The 20,478-nt window shown below is 64.9% G+C and carries 17 protein-coding genes; 15 read left to right on the top strand and 2 right to left on the bottom strand.

Annotated features, from left to right (window positions below):
- Positions 1–10: 10 nt before the first annotated feature.
- The 5 genes from C404_RS33990 to C404_RS33970 all read left to right on the top strand — a co-directional run bounded on the left by C404_RS33990 (position 11) and on the right by C404_RS33970 (position 6,920).
- A complete protein-coding gene (locus tag C404_RS33990; protein WP_021193168.1) occupies positions 11–847 on the top strand; it encodes a DNA-binding protein in 837 nt (278 codons plus the stop codon).
- 246 nt (positions 848–1,093) lie between these two features.
- Positions 1,094–2,041: a UTP--glucose-1-phosphate uridylyltransferase GalU gene (gene galU, locus C404_RS33985; RefSeq protein WP_021193167.1), complete on the top strand. Its 948-nt coding sequence runs from the start codon at positions 1,094–1,096 to the stop codon at positions 2,039–2,041.
- 245 nt (positions 2,042–2,286) lie between these two features.
- On the top strand, positions 2,287–3,639 hold the full coding sequence (locus C404_RS33980; protein WP_021193166.1) for an MFS transporter: 1,353 nt from the start codon (positions 2,287–2,289) through the stop codon (positions 3,637–3,639).
- Positions 3,640–3,646: 7 nt separating this feature from the next.
- The gene (locus C404_RS33975; RefSeq protein ID WP_021193165.1) at positions 3,647–5,566 is read left to right on the top strand and encodes a sensor histidine kinase; all 1,920 of its coding nucleotides are present in this window, start codon (positions 3,647–3,649) and stop codon (positions 5,564–5,566) included.
- Positions 5,559–6,920, top strand: coding sequence for a sigma-54-dependent transcriptional regulator (locus tag C404_RS33970; protein ID WP_021193164.1), 1,362 nt, complete (start codon positions 5,559–5,561; stop codon positions 6,918–6,920). Before C404_RS33975 ends, C404_RS33970 begins: the two co-directional genes overlap by 8 nt.
- Before the next feature lie 22 nt (positions 6,921–6,942).
- Here the strand turns inward: C404_RS33970 and C404_RS33965 are convergent, their stop codons facing one another.
- Entirely contained in the window at positions 6,943–7,743 is an 801-nt protein-coding gene (locus C404_RS33965; protein ID WP_021193163.1) for a YhfC family intramembrane metalloprotease, read from the bottom strand.
- A gap of 128 nt (positions 7,744–7,871) precedes the next feature.
- Between C404_RS33965 and C404_RS0129530 the strand changes: the two genes are divergently transcribed.
- The 7 genes from C404_RS0129530 (at position 7,872) to C404_RS33935 (ending at position 16,148) form a co-directional block, all read left to right on the top strand.
- A complete protein-coding gene (locus tag C404_RS0129530; protein WP_031328813.1) occupies positions 7,872–8,312 on the top strand; it encodes a surface-adhesin E family protein in 441 nt (146 codons plus the stop codon).
- Positions 8,313–8,422: 110 nt separating this feature from the next.
- Entirely contained in the window at positions 8,423–11,104 is a 2,682-nt protein-coding gene (locus tag C404_RS33960; RefSeq protein ID WP_031328812.1) for a sensor domain-containing diguanylate cyclase, read from the top strand.
- A gap of 474 nt (positions 11,105–11,578) precedes the next feature.
- Positions 11,579–12,739 carry an ABC transporter substrate-binding protein gene (locus tag C404_RS33955; protein ID WP_021193160.1) on the top strand — a complete coding sequence of 387 codons (1,161 nt, stop codon included), beginning with the start codon at positions 11,579–11,581 and terminating at the stop codon, positions 12,737–12,739.
- 108 nt (positions 12,740–12,847) lie between these two features.
- Positions 12,848–13,729, top strand: coding sequence for a branched-chain amino acid ABC transporter permease (locus C404_RS33950; protein WP_021193159.1), 882 nt, complete (start codon positions 12,848–12,850; stop codon positions 13,727–13,729).
- A gap of 10 nt (positions 13,730–13,739) precedes the next feature.
- The gene (locus C404_RS33945; RefSeq protein ID WP_021193158.1) at positions 13,740–14,636 is read left to right on the top strand and encodes a branched-chain amino acid ABC transporter permease; all 897 of its coding nucleotides are present in this window, start codon (positions 13,740–13,742) and stop codon (positions 14,634–14,636) included.
- A gap of 10 nt (positions 14,637–14,646) precedes the next feature.
- The gene (locus C404_RS33940; protein WP_021193157.1) at positions 14,647–15,426 is read left to right on the top strand and encodes an ABC transporter ATP-binding protein; all 780 of its coding nucleotides are present in this window, start codon (positions 14,647–14,649) and stop codon (positions 15,424–15,426) included.
- Positions 15,423–16,148 carry an ABC transporter ATP-binding protein gene (locus tag C404_RS33935; protein ID WP_021193156.1) on the top strand — a complete coding sequence of 242 codons (726 nt, stop codon included), beginning with the start codon at positions 15,423–15,425 and terminating at the stop codon, positions 16,146–16,148. Before C404_RS33940 ends, C404_RS33935 begins: the two co-directional genes overlap by 4 nt.
- Positions 16,149–16,254: 106 nt before the next feature.
- Here C404_RS33935 and C404_RS33930 read toward each other — a convergent pair whose 3' ends face one another.
- Positions 16,255–17,127 (bottom strand): LysR family transcriptional regulator, encoded by an 873-nt coding sequence (locus C404_RS33930; RefSeq protein WP_021193155.1) that lies wholly within the window; start codon positions 17,125–17,127, stop codon positions 16,255–16,257.
- A gap of 198 nt (positions 17,128–17,325) precedes the next feature.
- Between C404_RS33930 and C404_RS33925 the strand changes: the two genes are divergently transcribed.
- The 3 genes from C404_RS33925 to C404_RS33915 all read left to right on the top strand — a co-directional run bounded on the left by C404_RS33925 (position 17,326) and on the right by C404_RS33915 (position 20,272).
- A complete protein-coding gene (locus tag C404_RS33925) occupies positions 17,326–18,324 on the top strand; it encodes a quinone oxidoreductase family protein (protein WP_031328811.1) in 999 nt (332 codons plus the stop codon).
- Between the two features lie 126 nt (positions 18,325–18,450).
- Positions 18,451–18,768, top strand: a complete 318-nt coding sequence (locus tag C404_RS33920) for a YciI family protein (RefSeq protein WP_021193153.1) — start codon at positions 18,451–18,453, stop codon at positions 18,766–18,768.
- Positions 18,769–18,829: 61 nt separating this feature from the next.
- Positions 18,830–20,272 (top strand): ClcB-like voltage-gated chloride channel protein, encoded by a 1,443-nt coding sequence (locus C404_RS33915; RefSeq protein WP_049285451.1) that lies wholly within the window; start codon positions 18,830–18,832, stop codon positions 20,270–20,272.
- The last annotated feature ends 206 nt before the right edge of the window (positions 20,273–20,478 follow it).

The raw sequence follows: 20,478 nt of genomic DNA, 5'->3' as shown, positions 1-20,478 counted from the left end.
ACCATCAATTATGGCCAGACCCGGTCTCCATTTCTCGCCCGAACAGCAATCGCGGATCGTTGATGCGATCCAGCGTCTGGATGTCGCCTTCCCGCACGACAACGCGGTATTCCTCGATGAGGTGATTGATGCGATCCACGTTGTGACACGCCGCGTATATGGCGCACGCCGATATGCTCAGTGGTTAGCTGAAGCTGGCATACAACGCCGGCCAAGCAATACAACGCTGCAGAAGGCGGTGGATCGTGCGCGAGGCCGCGGTGACACGTCTGCAGGCCCTGCTGCTGACGCCGTATCGCCGTGGCCGATCCCGTGGACGCACGCAGAAACGGGTACGCCCCAGGCGCTAACCGGCCACTCCGCCCGCGAAGAGCGTGATCGGGTGGCATCACGTGCAATCGGTGCACCGGGCGCCGGTGCCGAGTGGATGGAGGCGCGCATCCGCGCCGAAGTGGCCGAACGTGCGCTGGAGCACGAAGCCGCGCGCAACCGACAGCTGCAGGCGGCAATGGCGGATCTGGAGCGGCGCCTTGGCGAGGCGCTGGCGACGGCGCCGGCCACCCCGCCCAAGCTGACGGATGAAACGCTTGAGCGCCTGGAACAGACTTTTGAGACCGTCACGCGTCTGGAAGGCGCAGCCAGCGCGCTGGCCGGCACCGAGCGCTTCCTGCGCCTGCAGAACGACGCGGTGCGCCAACAGACGCAAAACGAAGCTGACCAGCTGCGCCAGCGCATCCGCACGCTGGAAGCAGAGGTGACGCAACTGCGCACCCAGATCGACGCCTATCGCCGCGCGCCCGAACGCGCCGCGCCGGTCTCGCGCGGCTGGGTCAAGCCATCTTCCTGATGCGCTGTTGGCGTGTACTTACTGGCCTGCTGCGCCGCAAACGGGTGTCAGCGGTCTCGCAGAATTGGGTACGCTTTTCAACTTTCGGCGCTGAAAGTTGGCTCGGCCGACTTGCAATCGGTTGTAGGAAAGGCACGCCGGACAGCGTTCGAATGCGCTCGTGAACTGACCATCCCGCTCCGCTAAAGGGCCGAGCCGTAGGCATATGACTTGCTCATGACGCTACGTCTCACCGATGGAGTTGTCATGAACGAGAAGATCACCAAGGCCGTGTTTCCCGTGGCGGGGCTCGGTACGCGCTTTCTGCCCGCCACCAAGGCCAGCCCGAAAGAGATGTTGCCGATTGTCGATAAACCGCTGATTCAATATGCGGTGGAAGAGGCGGCAGCTGCGGGTATTACGGAGATGATCTTCATCACCGGCCGCGCCAAACGAGCGATTGAAGACCACTTTGACAAGGCGTACGAGCTGGAATCAGAGTTGGCGGTCAAGAACAAGCACGCGCTGCTGGAGATGGTGCAGTCGATCAAGCCGCCCGGCGTCGAGTGCTTCTATGTGCGCCAGCCTGAAACGCTGGGGCTGGGCCACGCGGTACTGTGTGCGCAGAAACTGGTACGCGACGAACCCTTTGCCGTGATCCTGGCGGACGATCTGCTGGACCACCAGCCGCCCGTCATGCAGCAGATGACTGAGCTGTACGACCACTATCGCTGCTCGATCGTTGGCGTGGAGACGATTGCGCCGCAGGCGACACGTTCGTACGGTGTGGTGGCGGGCCGTGAATGGGATGACCGCCTGGTCAGGCTCGACGGTATTGTCGAGAAGCCCGCGCCGGAGAAGGCGCCGTCCAACCTGGGTGTCGTTGGGCGCTACATCCTCACGCCGCGCATCTTCGATCATCTGCGTAGCCTGAAGCCCGGGGCAGGCGGTGAACTGCAGTTGACCGATGCCATCCAGAGCTTGCTCGCTGAAGAGCAGGTCCTGGCGTATCGCTATCGCGGCCAGCGCTTCGACTGCGGCAGCAAGCTCGGCTACCTACAGGCCACGGTAGAGTTTGCGCTGCGCCATCCGGAAGTGCGTGCTGACTTTGCGGCCTATCTGGCCGCGCGCATGGATCTGCAACCTGCGCAGGAAACGGTGGATGAAGTAGACCCGCTGGTGCGCGACACCATCCCGTTGGGCGTGGCCGCCTGACGTTCCGTAACGATTGCCCTTGGTCGACCGTGCGGGTTTTCGCACAGCCTGCGTGGCCGATTCTGGAAAACCGCACACTTTCCTTGTCCTCGTTGATCCGGCGATCTCCCGCAAAGCCTTGCCCCAAAGGCGTTTGCGGCGGATCGCTGTGCCTGCCTTCCGCATGGAATGCTTCTTGAGTAAGAGCGACCACCTATTAACCGGCGGGCTTCGACAGCACCGCCGCAACGCTCCAAGGAGACACCATGACGCAGCCTCAGGCTGGCGCGGTCACGGGCGCGCATGTGCCCACGCACACGCCCACCCAAGCCCCCACTAAAGACACCCCCGCAGATGTGCGTCGCCGTCTGCGTTCGATTTTCTCCGGCTCGGTCGGCAATCTGGTCGAGTGGTACGACTGGTATGTGTACTCGGCGTTTGCGCTGTACTTTGCCAAGTCGTTCTTCCCCAAGGGTGACCAGACCGCGCAGTTGCTGAATACCGCTGCGGTGTTTGCCGTCGGCTTTCTGGCTCGTCCGGTAGGCGGCTGGCTGATGGGTATCTATGCCGACCGCTATGGCCGCAAGCGCGCGCTGTTCTTCTCGGTGGTGCTGATGTGCATGGGTTCGCTCATCATCGCGCTCACGCCGAGCTACGCGACCATCGGCGTTGCCGCACCGGTGCTGCTGGTGCTGGCGCGCCTGCTGCAGGGCCTGTCGGTGGGCGGGGAGTACGGTACGTCCGCCACCTACCTGAGCGAAGTCGCCAACAAGGAAAACCGCGGCTTCTTCTCCAGCTTCCAGTACGTCACGCTCATCGCCGGACAACTGGTGGCGCTGGCATTGCTGATCGTGCTGCAGCAGTTCGTGCTGACGCATGAGCAACTGGAGGCATGGGGCTGGCGCATTCCGTTCTTCATCGGTGCGCTGTGTGCGCTGATTGCGATGCGCATGCGTTCGCACATGGAAGAGACGCAGTCGTTCACCGCTGCGAAGGACAACAAGAAGCGCGGCACGCTGGCCGAGCTCGCCAAGCATCCGCGTGCGGTGGCTACCGTCGTGGGCCTGACGCTGGGCGGTACGGTCGCGTTCTACACGTACTCGATCTACATGCAGAAGTTCCTGGCCAACACCGTCGGCCTGTCGAAGGACCAGGCCACGCTGGTGTCCGGCGCCACGCTGCTGCTGTTTGCGATTCTGCAGCCGATCGTGGGCGGATTGTCCGACCGCATTGGCCGTCGTCCGATCCTCATCTCGTTCGGCGCGCTGGGTACGCTGTTCACGGTGCCCATCATGACCGGCATCAGCCAGACCACCAACGTGTGGACGGCCTTCTTCCTGATCATGGCCGCGCTGGTGATCGTCTCGGGCTACACGTCGATCAACGCGGTGGTGAAGGCCGAGCTGTTCCCGGCGGAAGTGCGTGCGCTGGGCGTGGGGCTGCCGTATGCGCTCACGGTGTCGATCTTTGGCGGCACGGCCGAGTACATCGCGCTGTGGCTCAAGCAGGCCGGCCACGAGTCGCTGTTCTACTGGTATGTGACGGGCACGATCTTCATTTCGCTGATGGTGTACGTGTTCATGCGCGATACTCGCAAGTACTCGCGAATCGAACATTGATGCATTCATGACCCAACCTGACGGCCACGCCGATCTTGCCCACCCCGCACGCGGGCGCGGCTGGCGGCTGGCCGTTGCGCTGGCCATGGCCGCGTGCTGCGCGGCGGCAGGGTGGGGCGCCTACGCCATCGCCCTGCAACGCTACGTTGCCACGCGCGCTGAAGAAGCCGGCCAGCGCACCACCTTCTACGCGCAGAACCTGCGCAGCACGCTGGCGCGCTATGAATCGTTGCCGCGGCTGGCGGCGCTGGAGCACGTGCTGCACGTTGCGCTGCTGCAAGGCGCGCAGGTGGGGGACGCCACCATGCGTCGTGCCGCCAATGCCTATCTGAAAGAAGTCCAGGCGGCCACCGATCTGGCTGCCGCTCACCTGATCAATACCACTGGCCTCACGATCGCGGCCAGCAACTGGGATCTGCCGACCTCCTTCGTTGGCCAGAACTACGCGTTTCGCCCGTACTTTGCCGAGGCCATGCGTGAGGGCCTGGGCCGCTTCTACGGTGTAGGCAACACCACCGGCGAGACCGGCTATTTTGTGGCTGCCCCCGTACGCGAAGACGCCAAGCCGATCGGCGTGGTGGTCGTGAAGGTCAACCTGGATGCCTTCGAGGCATCGCTTTCGCGCAGCGGCGACACGGTGCTGCTGGTGGATCGCCACGGCGTCATCTTTCTGTCGTCTGTGCCTGAATGGAAGTACCGCACACTCGGCACGCTGAGCCCCGAACAGCAAACTGCCCTCGACGCGACGCGCCAATATGCGCCGCATTCCCTCACGTCACTCGACACCCAAGCCGGGGGCGTACCCTTTTCTGCGGACCAACCGCCCCAGACCGTACGCGTTGCGCTGCCCGGAAAATCGGCGTCGACACTGCGCGTGCAGTACCGGCCCGTGGGCCTGCTTGGCTGGCAGGTCGCCGTGCTGATTGACCCGCGCGATGAGCAGCGTACCGCCCTGGTGGCCGGTGCCAGCGCTGCGTTTGCGATGGCATTGGTCTTTTCCGTGTTCGTCGCGCTGCGCCTGCGTACCCGCCGCCGCGAAGAGCAACGCCGCGCACGCGCTGCCCTGCGCGAAGTCCAACGCGACCTGGAAGCGCGCATTGTCCAGCGCACGGCTGAGCTGACCTCCGCCAACACCGCACTCGCCAGCAAGGTCGAGGCACTCGACGCCGCGCAACGCATCCTGCGCGAGACGCGTGATGCTGCCGTGCAGGCGGGCAAGCTCGCGGTGCTGGGCCAGATGGCTGCCGGCATCACGCACGAACTCAATCAACCGCTCACCGCGCTGACCACGCTGTCCGATAACGCCAATCAACTGGCCGAGCGTGGCCGTATCGACGAGGTGCGCGGCAACCTCACGCACATCAGCCAGCTTGCCGAGCGCATGGGCCGCATCGTCTCGCACATCAAGGCGTTCTCGCGCAAGGGCGCGCGTGGGGATGAGGCGCGCGCGGCAGTGTCGGTGGACGAGACCATCCGCCAGGCGCTGATGCTGGTGGAAACGCGCCGCCGCCAGGTGGGTGTGACGGTGACGGCCCCGCCGGTGCCGCCCGACCTGGCTGTCTGGGCTAACGCCGTGCGGCTGGAGCAGGTGCTCGTCAACCTCATCCGCAACGCCATTGATGCGATGGCCGAGACCTCGCAACCCGAATCCGCCGCCGTGCATGTGCGCGTTGAACCCATCGAGAATTGGGTACGCATCACCGTGCGCGACTTTGGCCCGGGCATTCCCCCCGACGTACTGCCGCGCCTGTTCGAGCCCTTTTTCACCACCAAGGACGACGGCCTGGGCCTTGGGCTCGGGTTGGCAATCTCACTGGCCATCATCGAAGATTTCGGCGGGCGGCTCGTGGGCCAGAATGCCGACGACGGCGCTGGCGGCGCAGAATTCGTCATCGAGCTGGAACGTGTCGTAAAACCGCATGCCTGAAAACGTCTCTCCTGATCTGTCTTCCCCCATCGATCACGCACCTGTCTTCCTGATCGAAGACGACGACGTGGTGCGCCTGGGCTGCGAGCAAGCGCTCACGCTGGCGGACGTGCCGGTGCAGTCTTTTGCCGATGCGGAAAGCGCGCTGGCTGCGCTCGCCACGCAAACGCCTGCCGTGGTCGTGACCGACGTGCGCCTGCCCGGCCGCGACGGCCTGGCCGTACTGCGCGAGATGCTGCAGCACGACCGCCAGTTGCCCGTCATCCTCATCACCGGTCATGGCGATGTGACGATGGCTGTGGCCGCCATGCGTGCTGGTGCGTACGACTTCATGGAGAAGCCGTTTCACTCCGAGCGCCTGGTCGACGTGGTACGGCGCGCGCTGGAAAAGCGCAGGCTCACTTCCGAAAACCTCCGACTGCGTGAGGCGTTACAGGGCCGGCAGGCGTACCCACTGATCGGCCAGAGCGCGGCCATGCAGAACGTGCGCCGGCTCGTCACCGCGCTGGCACCGACCGACGCCGACATCCTCGTCACCGGTGAGACCGGCTCGGGTAAGGAAGTGCTCGCTCGCGCCATTCACGAGGGCAGCCGGCGGCGCGGTCCGTTCGTCGCGCTCAATTGCGCGGCACTGCCCGAATCCGTGTTCGAGAGCGAGATGTTCGGCCACGAGTCGGGCGCCTTCACCGGTGCCAACCGTCGCCGCATCGGCAAGATGGAATACGCCAACGGCGGCACGCTGTTTCTGGATGAGATCGAATCGATGCCGCTGGCATTGCAGGCGAAGCTGCTGCGTGCCCTGCAGGAGCGCAGCATCGAGCGGCTGGGCAGCAACGCGAGCGTGCCGGTCGATTGCCGCGTGGTGGCCGCGGCCAAGGTGGATCTGAAGGAGGCGTCGGATCGCGGTGCGTTCCGCGCGGACTTGTACTACCGCCTGAACGTTGTGTCGATTGCGCTGCCGCCGCTGCGTCAGCGCGCCGAGGACATCCCGCTGCTGATGGCCCACTTTCTGCAGCAGGCCGGCGTGCGCTACGACCGGGCTGCGCCGGATTGGTCCGCGCAGGACATGATGCGCTGGCAACACCACGACTGGCCCGGCAACGTGCGCGAACTCAAGAACGTGGCCGAGCGCTTCTGTCTGGGTCTGGACGATGGTCTGGTCGCAACGGAGGCGAGCCAGCACTCACTGGCCGGCCGCATGATGGCGGTGGAGCGCACCACCATTGAAGATGCGCTGCGTGCCACCGAAGGCAACGTCGCCCGCGCGGCCGATCTGCTGGCTGTGCCGCGCAAGACGCTGTACGACAAGCTCAATCGGCACGGCATCGAGCCGGATCGCTTCCGATCCAACTAGCGCAGTGACCTAACGCAGCGACCTAACGCAGCGACGATTCGCCTACCTTCCTGCCGCCCTGCGGCGGCCAGCATGTGGCTGCCAGCAGTACGACCACGACGGCATACACGGCTTCCGTTACCGCCAGCGGCAGCACGTGCACCTGGTAGAGCGCGGCGGGCAGGTCGGCCAGCGCGTGCAGCAGGATCGCCAGCACCACAATCGCAAAACGCCGCTGCCGCACCGCGTACCAGACCACCAGCGTCAAGGTGAACTGGATCAGCATCGCCGCGATGCGTTCCACCGCAGCACCCGCTGCCAGCCACGGTGAGAGCTGCATCAGCATGGCGTGGATCGTGCCGATCATGGATTCAGCGCCACTGGCCGCCAGGCGCGTATCCAGATCCCCCCGGTTGGCGGCGATGCCGAACATGACCATCTGCGCTTGGGATGCTGTGCCGACCAGCCACGCTTCGATGCCAGCGTGTCCGAGCGCGTAGGCGACGGGAGTGGCCGCATCACCGGGCTTGCGCGTGAGAAAGCGCAGACCCAGCCAGCGGCCAACCTCTTCGAACAGCCCCGCCATCAGCGCGCCGTAAATGACGAACAGTGCGGGTGTGCGCAGCCAATGCGCCGTCACGGGATTGAGCTGCAGCAGATAGACATGCAGCAGGCGCTCCAGCACCAGCGCAAATACGGCAAACACCGCCGCACCCACGAAGATGTCGCGCCACGCTAGGTCAAAGCGCCGGCGCAGCCAGAGCCACGCGCCAATCGGCACGCAGGCGATCAGCAGGGCAGCAAAGGCGTGGGCGGCAAGGGTGGCAAGTGGAACGGTTGGCATGGCGGATGACGCAGATCAGGTTGCCCGCATGCTACCTGAGGGCCGTGGCCACGCCCTCGTGCGCCGTCATCTGCCCCAGATGGCGCGATTGTTACAATGTCTGCGGGCGGCAGCAGGTGCCGCGCTTCCTGGCAGGGCAGACGGTCGTGAAACGCATGATGTGGCGGTGGATCTGGGTGTGTGGCGTGGGCATCGGTGTCATCGGCATGGCGGCGCCCGCTCGGGCGGCGCGCTGGCACGAGTACCTGACGACGACGTCGGTGGCGGCCTCGATCGACCGCACTTCGCTGCGCTCGAACCACATCGGCCACAAGACCTTTTTGGCCCGCACCGTGCTCAAGCGGGGGGAGCGCCGTGCCTATGGTACGCGCTATCGGCCGGGTACGGTGATCCTCTCGCGCCAGGAGATCGACTGCCGTCGCCAGCGCATCCGTCTGGTCGACTACGTGGTACGCGACCCTGGCGGCGCCACGCTCGACACCGGCAACGCTACCGGCGCGCACTGGATGCGCATCCGGCCGGGTACGCTGGCGGCGCGCTCAGCCGCCTACGTCTGCGCGCGTCGCTAGACCGTTGCGTGCGTGCGCCGCCGGCACGCTGGCAACTCGACAGCAGCCTGCGGGCATAGCACTATGGTGAGTGCTCCCTATCACTGTTGGCTGGCTACTGTTCCTGTCCGATGAAACTCACCTTGAAGTCGCAGGCGGCCATCATGGCGACCGTCATCAGCGTGACGGTGGTGAGCCTGTTCGGCTGGTCGCAGCGCGAGCCAATCCGCCGCGAGTTGATGGCGCAGATCAAGGCGCAGCAGACCGCGCTGGTGCGGGAATCCGCCGAAGACCTCAAGCAACGGCTCGACACCTACCTGGGCGTGCTGGAGCGCACCGCACAGCAGATGCACACGGTGCGGTTCGATACGCCGGAACAGCGTACCCATTTCTTCGAGTCCATTCTGCCCACCAGCGGCCTGTTCGACGGCGTGTTCCTGGCGTCTGCTGATGGCAAGGTCACCGCAACTTCGCCATACCGCGAAGGCGTGATCGGCATCGACATCTCTGATCGGGATTACTTCAAGCAGGTCATGGTGGTCGACCAGTCGACCATTTCCGCACCGCTGCGCAACCGCGTGGGCGGTGAGCCCATCGTCATCCTGGCCGTACCTGTGCACGATCAGGACGGCCGCCTCGTCGGGCTGATCGGCGCGGCGCTATACCTGCTCAAGCCAAACTTCCTGGGCGACTTGCGCGATATGCGCGTCGGCCAGACTGGCCACGTCTACCTGATCGCGCGCGGGGAGCACCCCGTCTACATCGTGCACCCCGATGCCGACAAGATGCTCGCACCGCTTGATGCCGATCCGGCCATTGCGGCGGCGTTCCGCAGTGATCCGGCTGCGCTGCCCGAGCCCGGCGGCGACATCGTCACCACGCAGGACATCATCGCCACCGGTTGGACGCTGGGCGCCGTATTGCCCGGCGCCGAGGCCAACCGTCAGCTCTTCATCATGCGCCAGCGTTTTCGCTGGTCACTCGTGTTGCTGGCAGCGCTGATTGGCGTGTCGGTGTGGGCGGCGATGCTATGGTTGCTGCGCCCGCTGGGTCGCCTGCATGCCGCCATGACGCAGCTCTCGCACACCGACTTGCGTGATGCACAGCCGCTGGAGTTGCCCGGTGCCTCGGTGGAAATCGAAGCGGTTTCCAACGCGTTCCACAAGCTGATGAGCGAGGTGACCCGCCAGCGTGCCGAGCTCGAAGCCGTGAACGACGCCTCGCCGATGGGCCTGTTCCGTACCGATGCCGCTGGCCGCACGGTCTACGCCAACGAGGCGTATCGCCAGCTGCTCGGCGCCACACATGAAGAGGCGTTGGCCGATGTGTGGCTGGCCCGTCTGCACCCGAACGACCGGGACGCCAGGGAGGCGGGCTGGCGCGATGCCGTCACGCACGGTAGAGGCTACAGCGCCGAGCAGCGCGTGATCGTGCCCGGCGCGGGCGAGCGCCTGCTGGTGGTCAACACCGCGCCGGTGCGTGTGGATGGCGAAGTGGTTGGTCATGTCGGCGCGATGGAAGACATCACCGAGCGCGCCCGCGCCGAGCAGGCCTCGCGCGTGCTGACCAAGATTCTCGATTCCACCACCGACTTCGTCGCGCAGACTGACCTGCTGGGCAACGTTACCTACATCAACCCGGCTGGTCGGCGTTTTGCGGGTATTCCTTTGGATGCTGACGTACGCGCGCTCACCGTGGGAGATTTCTATCCGCCCGAGACGATGGACTGGCTGCGTGAAGTGGCCGTACCCGCCGCAGCGCGCGACGGCGTGTGGATTGGCGAGACCACCGTGCGCCGCGTCACCGGCGAGGTCGTACCGATCAACCACATGATCATCGCGCACCGCAACCCGGGCGGCAGGATGGAACACTTCTCGTCCATCATGCGCGACATCACGCGGGACAAGGCCGCCAAGGAAGAACTGCAGCGCAGCCGCGAAACACTCCAGACGGTGACGGATGCGCTGCCCGCGCTGGTGTCCTTTGTCGACACGGATGAGCGTTTCCGCTTCCTGAATGCCGCTTTCGAGAAGGCCTACGGACGGCCTGCCGCGACCATGCTGGGGCAGACCGTGCGCGAGGTGGTGGGCGAGGATGGTTACCGCATCCTGCGTGATGCCCTGCGGCGCGCGCTGGCCGGCGAGACCATCGTCTTCGAACGCGAGTACCGCGGCCGCGACCTATACCGCTGTGAAGAGATCAGCTACCTGCCGCAGTTCGATGCGCAGGGGCACGTGGCTGGCGTGCATGCTGTCACGCTCGACATCACCGAGCGCAAAAAGCAGGAGCTGCGCTTGCGCGCGCTCACGACCACCGACCACCTGACCGGCCTGCTCAACCGCGCCGGCTTTGACGAGCGCCTGCTCGCCGCGCTGGACCAGGCACGCGTGACCGATACCGTGGGCGCGTTGCTGCTGCTCGATCTGGACGGCTTCAAGGCTGTCAATGACACGCATGGTCACTCCGTGGGCGATGCGCTGCTGCGTGCCTTCGCGCAGCGCCTGGCCCGCGCCGTGCGGCCCTACGATGGTGTGGCCCGCTTTGGCGGCGATGAGTTTGCTGTCGTGCTGGAGCAGCTCTCGCAGCCAGAAGACGCCAAGACCGTCGCACGCACTGTCCTTGCTGCGTGCAACAAGCCGTTTCGCCTGGGCGAGATCACCGTGCAGATCGGCACCAGTATCGGCCTGGCCGGCTTCGACAGCCGGACGCTTGCCCAGAGCGCGGTCTTCGAAGCCGCCGATGAGGCGCTGTACGAAGCCAAGTCGCGTGGCAAGGGCCTGTTCGTGAGTGCCGACGAGCTTTCTGCCGGCTGATTTTGCGGCGCCGCACGGCAGTGTGCACGCTACGCAGAAATGGGTACGCTCGATGGCGATCTGGTGCTGTGCGCAGGCAATATTGCACCGCAACATCCGCCCCCCAGGCCGGGCGGCGGACAATCCCCTATCGCACGGTCGTACGCTTTCCGGTAAAGTCCCGCGACTGACTGCGCGCGCCGGCCACCCCGGCGCGTTGCACAAGAGCGCTGTACCCATGGCGCCTTCGCTTCACACTCCGACGCACTTCGATGCGCGCGTGCCTGATCCGGCATCGCTCGCACGGCAGGTCTTCCGCTGTTTCGCCAACGTTGCTTTTGTTTTCGTGGCGCGAACTTTGCCAATGAGCCGGACAGACACGCGACCGGACGCGATGCAGGGCGCATGCGGGGAGCGACGGTGTTGGGCCAGCGCACTCTTAAAGACCGAAAATTGCCATCGGCAATCGCGACGGACAAAAAGGAGCAGGTTCGCATGCAAAAAATGATCAAACGGCTGCTGTTGACGGCAGTGGCTGCGGGGGCGGCAATCGCAACGGGCGCGGCATCGGCAGCCCAGGACATCAAGATCGGCGTGGCTGAAGCGTTGTCGGGCGGTGCAGCCCAGTACGGCGTGGCCATCCGCAACGGCTTCCAGCTGGCGGCTGACGAGATCAACGCCGCCGGTGGCATCAACGGCAGCAAGATCGCACTGGTGATCGAAGACGAGCAGGGCAAGAAGGAAGAGGCCATCAACGTCTTCAAGAAGCTGATCTTCCAGGACAAGGTGGCGATGGTGTTTGGCCCCACGCTGTCCAACTCGGCCCAGGCGGCTGACCCGATTGCACAGGCTGCCAAGACGGTGGCGTTTGGCACCTCCAACACGGCAGACGGCATCACCAGCATTGGTGACTACGTCTTCCGCAACTCCGTGACCGAAGCCGACGTGCTGCCGGCCACGATCCAGACCGTGGTGAAGAAGGCCGGCGTGAAGAAGGTGGCCGTGCTGTACGGCAACGACGATGTCTTCACCAAGAGCGGCTACGACAACTTCAAGAAGGCGCTCGAAGACCTGAAGATTCCGGTGACGACCACCGAGACCTTTGCCAAGGGCGACGTGGACTTCAAGGCCCAGCTCACCAAGATCAAGGCGACGAACCCGGATGCGATCGTGCTGTCGGCACTGATTGCCGAAGGTGGTCCGATCATGGTGCAGGCGCGCCAGCTCGGTCTGAACGTGCCCTTCATCGGCGGCAACGGCATGAACTCGGTCAAGGTGTTCGACCTGGCCAAGGACAAGTCCGACAACCTGTGGGTGGGCAGCCCGTGGTCGATCGAGAACCACACGGCCGAGAACAGCAAGTTCATCACCGCCTACACGTCCAAGTACAAGGCTGCGCCGGACCAGTTTGCAGCGCAGGCGTATGACGCCCTGTACATCGCATCCAAGGCACTGAAGGCGGTCAAGTTCAGCGGCAACCTGGAAGCCGATCGCAAGGCCATCCGCGATGCACTGCCGGCAGTCAAGCACACCGGTGCAACCGGCGCGTTTGCGTTCCGCCAGGTCACGGCACGCGGCAAGCCGGCCGGCTACGACGCTGTGCAGACGCCGATCGTGAGCGTGACCAAGAACGGCAAGTACACGATCGAGAAGTAATCTTCGGTTGGCTTTGAACCGAACCGCGGGGCGTAGCTAAACCTACGCCCCATCGCTTTTTTTGTGGCCGCTTTGGTGACATCGGCCACACTCTTATCCTGACTCATCATGCTGGAACAGCAACTCGTCAATGCGCTGTCGCTCGGCTGCGTGTATGCGTTGTTTGCCCTGGGATTCACGCTGGTTTTCGGCATCCTGGGCGTGATCAACCTGTCGCACGGCGCGGTCTTCATGCTCGGTGCCTATGCGGCGCTGCAGGTCGTGAACCATTTTGAACTGCCGCTCTGGGCGGCCCTGGCCGTCGGCTTTGTCGTGAGCGGCGTGGCCGGGCTCATCATCGATGTGCTACTGCTGCGCCCGCTGCGCCGCCGCAACGCGCCTCACCTGATCCCGATGATCGCGACCATCGGCGCGGGCATCGCCATCAACAACGCCATGCAGGGTGTGTTCGGCGCGGAGAACATGCGCTTTCCGTCCGGGCTCGTGTCGGATGCCTCGCTGGAGCTGGGCGGCATCCACCTGACCCCGCTGGAGCTGAGCATCATCGTGCTGTCGTTCGTGCTGATGGCGGCGCTCATGTTGTTGCTCAAGCGTACGCAACTGGGCCGCGCGCTGCGCGCGATCGCGGAATCGCCGAAAGCCGCTGCGCTGCTCGGCATCAACGTGGAAGGGCTCTTCTTGCTGACCTCGTTTGCCGCAGCTGCGCTGGGCGGGCTGTCGGGCGTGCTGATCGGCTTGTACTCCAACGCCGTGTTCCCGCTGATGGGCCAGCCGATGCTGCACAAGGGCATCGCGGTCATCATCCTGGGTGGCCTGGGCGATATTCGCGGCGCGATGCTGGGTGGGCTGTTCCTGGGGTTTGCCGAGGTGCTGTCGGTGGCCTACATCGGCTCGACCATGCGCGATGCGGTGGCGTTCGGTCTGCTGTTCCTGATCCTGCTGGTGCGGCCGCAAGGGCTGTTCGGCAAGGTGCTGGAACGCAAGGCATAAGGAGACCGACATGGAATGGTTCGACAACTTCTGGTCGGTCTACAGCAACCTGGTGCTGACGCTTGGCATCAATGCGCTGCTGGCGCTGTCCATCTATCTCACGCTGTCGTGTGGCTTGCTTGCCATGGCGAATGCCGCGTTCATGGGCATCGGCGCGTACACCGCGTCGTTGCTGACGATGAATGCCGAGATGCCGTTTTCAGTGGCGCTGGCTGGCGGCATGGCGGCACCGGCTGTGGTGGCGCTCGTCATCGGTGTGCCGGTGCTGCGGCTGTCGGGCGTGTACCTCGCCATGGCCACACTAGGCTTTGGTGAAGTGGTGCGCGTGCTGATCCTGAACACCGAGGACTGGACTGGTGGCGCGCTGGGCCTGAACGGCATTCCGCAGCTCACGCAGTGGTGGCACGTGGCGCTGGCCGTGTTGCTGACACTGTTCGTGCTGGCGCGCATGCGTCGCTCGAAAGTGGGCCGCGCATTCGAGGCCATCAAGGAAGACGAAACCGCTGCCGGCCTGATGGGCATCAACGTGGCGGGTACCAAGCTGCTGGCATTTGTGCTGGGTGCGGCCATCGCCGGTCTGGCGGGTGCATTGAACGCGCACCTGACGTTCTTCATTGGCCCGAACGAATTCGGCTTCGACCGCGGTGTGGAAATCCTCACGATGACGATCCTGGGCGGCACCAATGGCCTGACCGGCCCGGTGCTGGGCTCTTTGATCCTCTCGCTGCTGCCGGAACTGCTGCGCGCGTTCAAGGATTTCCGCCTGGTTGTGAACGGCGTGATTCTGATGGTGATCGTGCTGTTCCTGCCCAAGGGCATCTGGGACCCGGCGCGTTTTGCGCGCTGGTTTGGCATCAAGCGCGGCGGCATCATGCCTAGCGCTGCGGCTTCCAACGAATCGCACTGAGGAGGCCACCATGCTGAAACTCGCATCCATTTCCAAGCGCTTCGGCGGCCTGTCGGTGCTGCAGGACGTCAACATCGAGGTGCCCCAAGGCAGCATCTTCGGTTTGATCGGCCCGAACGGCGCCGGCAAGACGACGGTGTTTAACCTGATCACCGGGCTGCTGGCGCCCACGGGCGGTTCGCTCACGTTCAACGGCGACAACCTCGTCGGCAAGAAGCCGCACCAGATCACGCAGATGGGCATCGCGCGCACGTTCCAGAACATCCGCATCTTCAAGGAGATGACGCTGCTGGAGAACGTGGTGGTGGGCATGCACCGGCATCTGGATTACGGCGCACCGGGGCTGCTGCTGTCGCTACCGAAGTACCGCGCTGCCGAGCGCCGCGCGCGCGACCGCGCGCTGGAGTTGCTCTCGTGGGTCAAGCTCGACCACAAGGCACACGACATTGCCGACAACCTCTCGTACGGCGATCAGCGCAAGCTCGAACTCGCACGCGCACTGGCCACCGAACCCAAGCTGCTGCTGCTCGACGAGCCCGTCGCCGGCATGAACACGGGCGAGAAGGTCGACCTGATGGCCGAGATCGAGAACATCAAGGCGCGCGGCTACACGATCTTCATGATCGAGCACGACATGCGCTTCGTGATGGGCCTGTGTGAGCGCATTGCCGTGCTGAACTTCGGCCGCATCATCGCCGAAGGGCCACCGGACGCGATCCGCAACAACCCGCAAGTCATCGAGGCGTATCTTGGTCGCGATGATGACGAAGCTGAAGAGGCAACGGCATGACGACGCTGCTGGAAGTCAAAGGGCTGGACGTGTCGTATGGGCACATCGCAGCCGTCAAGGGCATCGACTTTGCGCTCAAGGCCGGCGAGATCACCTCGCTGGTGGGCGCCAACGGCGCGGGCAAGTCGACCACGCTGCTGGCGCTGTCGGGGCTGATCCCGAAGTCGCAGGGCGAGGTGCGTGGCCAGATCCTGTTCGAGGGGGAAGACGTCTCGCAGTGGTCGCCTCACAAGCGCGTGCAGCGCGGCCTCGTGCAGGTGGCCGAGGGTCGCGCCACGCTGACCACGATGACGGTGCGCGAGAACCTGGAGCTGGGCGCGTACACCCGCAAGGACCGCAGCCAGATCGCCTCCGACCTGGAGCGTGTGTTTCACCTGTTCCCGCGTTTGAAGGAGCGCATCGACGGCCTGGCCGGCAACCTGTCGGGCGGCGAGCAGCAGATGCTCGCCATCGGTCGTGCGTTGATGGCCCGCCCGCGTGTGCTGCTGCTGGACGAACCGTCGATGGGCCTGGCGCCGATCATCGTGCAGGAGATCTTCCGCATCCTGCGCACCATCAACGCCGAAGGGCTGACGATCTTCCTGGTGGAGCAGAACGTGCGGCAGGCGCTGAAGATTGCGCAGCATGGCTATGTGCTGGAGACCGGCCAGATCGTGCTGGCCGACAGCGGTAAAAACCTGCTGGGCAATCCGCGCGTGCTCGAAGCCTATCTGGGCGGTTGAGTGCGTAAATGACAACCGGCGCCACCTCCTGGCGCCGGTTTTTTATCTCAAAGCGTACCCATTTCTGCGTGCGCTTCCCCAAAAGCGTACCCATTTCTGCGTACGCTCAATTTCCTGCCAAAACGTATCGCTGCGCGTCGAATAGCGCGATCAGTGCATCGGCCACAGCTCGTACGCGCGGTGATCGACGCACGTCCGGGTGGATCGCCAACCAGATTTCCCGGTGTAGTGCGGGGTCGTCGATCGGCAATCGGCGCAAAAGCGTACCCGTTTCTGCGGGCGCGCCCAGGAAGTGCGGAAGCGCTGCCACACCCAATCCCGCCAGCGCTGCCTGGTGGATTGCCGCCAGATCGCTGCAGCGCAGGATTACGCGGCGCTCGCCCGCGTACGCGTCCAGCCAGCGTTGCTGCGGCACGTGGCGCAGGCGCTCGTCGTAGCCGATGAACTCCCACTCCGCTTCAGGTTGCGCGAGGACTTCCGGCGTTGCGTACAGGCCGTAGCCGAGATCGCCCAGCGGCCGCGTGGCCAGCGTGGATGCGGTGGGGCGCGACAGCCGGATGGCGAGATCGGCCTCGTGCGCCATCAGGTTGGCGTTGCGCGTCTCGCCCAGCAGCACCAGGCTGATACCGGGCCACTGGCGGTGCAGCGCGGCCAAGTGCGGTGCGATGAAGTGGCTCGCAATGGTGGGCGGCGCCGAGATGCGTACCGTCCCGCGCAGGCTACCTGCACCCGCCGCTGCGCGGGCGAAGCCGGCGGCCTCCTGCTCCATCCGTTCTGCGCGCTCGGCCAGTACGGTGCCTTCGGTGGTCAGGCGCCAGCCGCGCGGCAGGCGGTCGAACAACCGCACGCCCAGCGATTGCTCCAGTGCATCGGCACGCCGCGCCACCGTGGTGTGCTCCACCGCCAACCGACGTGCCGCGGCCGACAGGCTGCCCTCGCGCGCCAACACAAGGAAGTAGCGCACGTCATCCCACTGCAAGGAAGAAGAAGGTTCGGCCGCCGCGGCGCTCGTCAGCGTTCGCTTAGGTCGATCTGAGCTTTTTTGCACAGAAGATGGTCAGTTTTTACAAATTCCCGGGTGATTCTGAACGGAATACGCTTGTTTCACAACGTGATGGTGACGGTACACACCATCAAAAAACTGAAAAGCGTACCCATTTCTGCGAGGACATTTGCCATGCATGCCAAGGTCATTCAACTCCGTGAACCCGCATCAACATTGGGTTTGCAGCCCGCCAGCCTGATGCTGCCGCCGCCCGCACCCAACGCGTTGACGGTGCGCCACACCGCCATTGGCGTGAACTTTGTGGATGTGTATCACCGCGCCGGGCTGTACCCGGTGCCGGCGTTTCCGGCCGTGCTGGGGGTGGAGGGCGTTGGGGTGGTGGAAGCACTGGGATCGGACGTGCGCGGCTTTGTGGTGGGCCAGCGTGTGGCCTGGGCTGGACTGATGGACGGCGCGCCCGGCGGTTATGCAAGCCATCGCAACATTCCTGCGGAGCGCGCGATCGCGCTGCCGGATGCGCTGGACGACGAGACTGTCGCAGCCACGCTGTTGCGCGGCATCACCGCACACATGCTGCTGTCCCGGGTACGCCGGGTACAGGCTGGCGACACGGTACTCGTGCATGCGGCAGCCGGTGGCCTGGGCCTGCTGCTGGTGCAGTGGGCCAAGCGCGTGGGTGCACGCGTGATTGGTACGGTCAGCAGCGAAGCCAAGGCGGCCACCGTGCTTGGCCATGGCGCAGACCACGTGGTGCTGTACCGCCAACAGGATGTGCGCGAAGCCGTGCTGCGACTAACTGATGGTGAAGGCGTCGACTACGTCATTGACGGTGTGGGCGGCGCGATGCTGCAAACGTCCTTGGCGGTGACGCGGCCATTCGGCATGGTGGCGAGCATCGGCCAGGCGAGCGACGTCGGCAATACGCAAACGAACAATGTCGACCTCTCTGAGCTAGGGCCATCGCGTTCGATCGCGCTGGCACGGCCGGGTGTGTTCCGCTACATGGCGGATCTCTCGCGCTACCGCGCCGGTGCACAGGCTGCGTTGCAACGCATGCTCGAAGGGGCGCGTGTGCCGGTGGGTGGTACCTATGCGTTGGAAGAGGCGGCCACCGCGCACGCGGCGCTGGAGGCCGGCCAAACTACGGGCGCATTGCTGCTGCGGCCCTGAGCGTACCCATTTCTGCGGCGCACACCGTACCCGTTTCTGCGAGGCACTCGGCACGGTGGTGGTGTCTCGCGTCGCGTCTTTTCATCCCACTTCACGCATCACGCATCACGCACAAGGAGTCTCCCCATGCTGTACCTGATTCTTTTCACCTACCGCGCACCGTTGTCCGAGATGGACCGCGTGCTGCCTGCCCACCGCCAGCACCTGGACGCGCACTACGCGAGCGGGCACTTCCTGATGTCCGGACCGTTCTTCCCTCGCGAAGGCGGCGGCATCCTGGCGCGCGCTGCGTCGCGCGAGGAGATCGATGCCATCGTGGCGCGCGATCCATTTGTGCTGGAAAACCTGGTCGAGGCGCGCGTTATTGCATGGAGCCCGAACCGGCGCGTGGCGGGCTTGCCGGAAGCGTGGTTTGTTGATGGGGCCGTGAGCACGCCGACGTAATCCCAGCGCAGTGCGCCCGCTATCATGATGGCCTGCCGTTCACGGGGCCGTCATGACCCACATTCCGGATACACCGACACCATCGCCCACCCCATCAACGCGCCCTGCGTGGTGGCAGCGCGTGGTCGCGCGGTTGCCGTTCGGCAGCGAGCATCTGGTGTTCGTCTATGCCGCTGTGATCGGCTGTGCGGGCGCCTTGTCGACGATCCTGTTTCGCGAGTGTTTGCGCCAGTTGCAGTGGTGGCTCTCCGGCACGGACCAGGGGCTGGTGGCCACGGCCCGCGCGCTGCCGTGGTGGGCGCGCCTGCTGGTGCCGGCCATTGGCGGCGTGCTGGCTGGGCTCACGCTGCAGATCGGGCTGAAATGGATTCCGCGCAAGGGCTCGGAAGACTATATGGAAGCCATCGCCGTGGGCGACGGTGTGTTGAGCGCGCGGCAGAGCTTGGTACGCAGTGCGTCGTCGCTGTGCTCGGTGGCCAGCGGCGCGTCCATCGGGCGCGAAGGGCCGATGGTGCAACTGGCGGCGATGTGTGGCTCGCTGCTGGGGCGCGCGCTGCGGCGCGGGTTTGGGCACATCAGACCGGTCTCGGTCGAGCAACTGCGTCTGCTGGTTGCGTGCGGGGCGGCAGCAGGCATTACCTCCGCCTACAACGCGCCCATCTCGGGCGCTGTGTTTGTGAGCGAGATCGTCTTCGGCGTCATCACCACGGCCACGCTCGGGCCGCTGCTGGTGTCGGCCGTGACTGCGGACATCGTGTTGCGCCAGTTCTTCGGGTACGGCGCGGTCTACGAGATGCCGCATTTCGATTTCGTGTCCGGTTGGGAAGTGCTGACCTATCTGGGGCTCGGCCTGGCTGCGGGCATGGCGGGGCCGCTGCTGCTGGGGCTGATTGACCGCGCACGTGATGCCTTTGCCCGTACCCAGTTGCCGTTGACGTTGCGGTTGGCGCTGGGCGGGTTGATCGTGGGTGCACTGTCGACCAAGTTGCCTGAGGTCTGGGGCAATGGCTACAGCGTGGTCAACAGCTTCCTGCACCAGCCGTGGCTGTGGCAGACCGTGGCGCTGGTGCTGATCTGCAAGGTGGTGGCGACGGCGGCCAGCGCTGGGTCAGGCGCGGTGGGCGGGGTGTTCACGCCCACGCTGTTTTGCGGCGCGGCGCTGGGGTTGTTGTATGGCACCGGCATGCACGCGTTGCTGCCGGGCGCAGCGCCGGTTCCGATCAGCTATGCGGTGGTTGGAATGGGCGCGCTGCTGGCCGCCACGACGCACGCGCCGCTCATGTCGATCCTGATGATTTTCGAGATGACACTGTCGTATCAGGTGGTGCTGCCACTCATGCTGGCGTGCATCACCGGCTATGTGACTGCGCATGCGGCGGGCGCGCCGTCTGTCTATGCGCGGGCGCTGGCGCAAAACAAAAAAGAGGCGCGCGAAGATGCGGATAACGCACAAAGCCCGTCGTCACCCGCGTCTTCCGTGCCTCCAGAAGCTACGCAGAAATAGGTACGCTCAGCCGGTTACACCCGGCGCTGGCGAGTCCGCACCCTCCTTGTTGGATGCCGTGCCGCGCTTGTGGCCATGCGCCCGCATCATCAGGAAGCTGAGCGGAAAGCCGATCCCCGCAAAGACGCGCGCATTCCTGGCGCAGCTGGACGCACATCTGCAGTCCCTGCCCGGCTTTGCCTAGCGCCCCGGGCTGCGGATCTCGC

It is taken from the genome of Ralstonia sp. AU12-08 (genome assembly GCF_000442475.1).
Classification (GTDB): Bacteria; Pseudomonadota; Gammaproteobacteria; order Burkholderiales; family Burkholderiaceae; genus Ralstonia; species Ralstonia insidiosa.
Note: the sequence above shows the minus strand (reverse complement) of the source record. Positions and strands in the feature narration are given on the sequence as shown.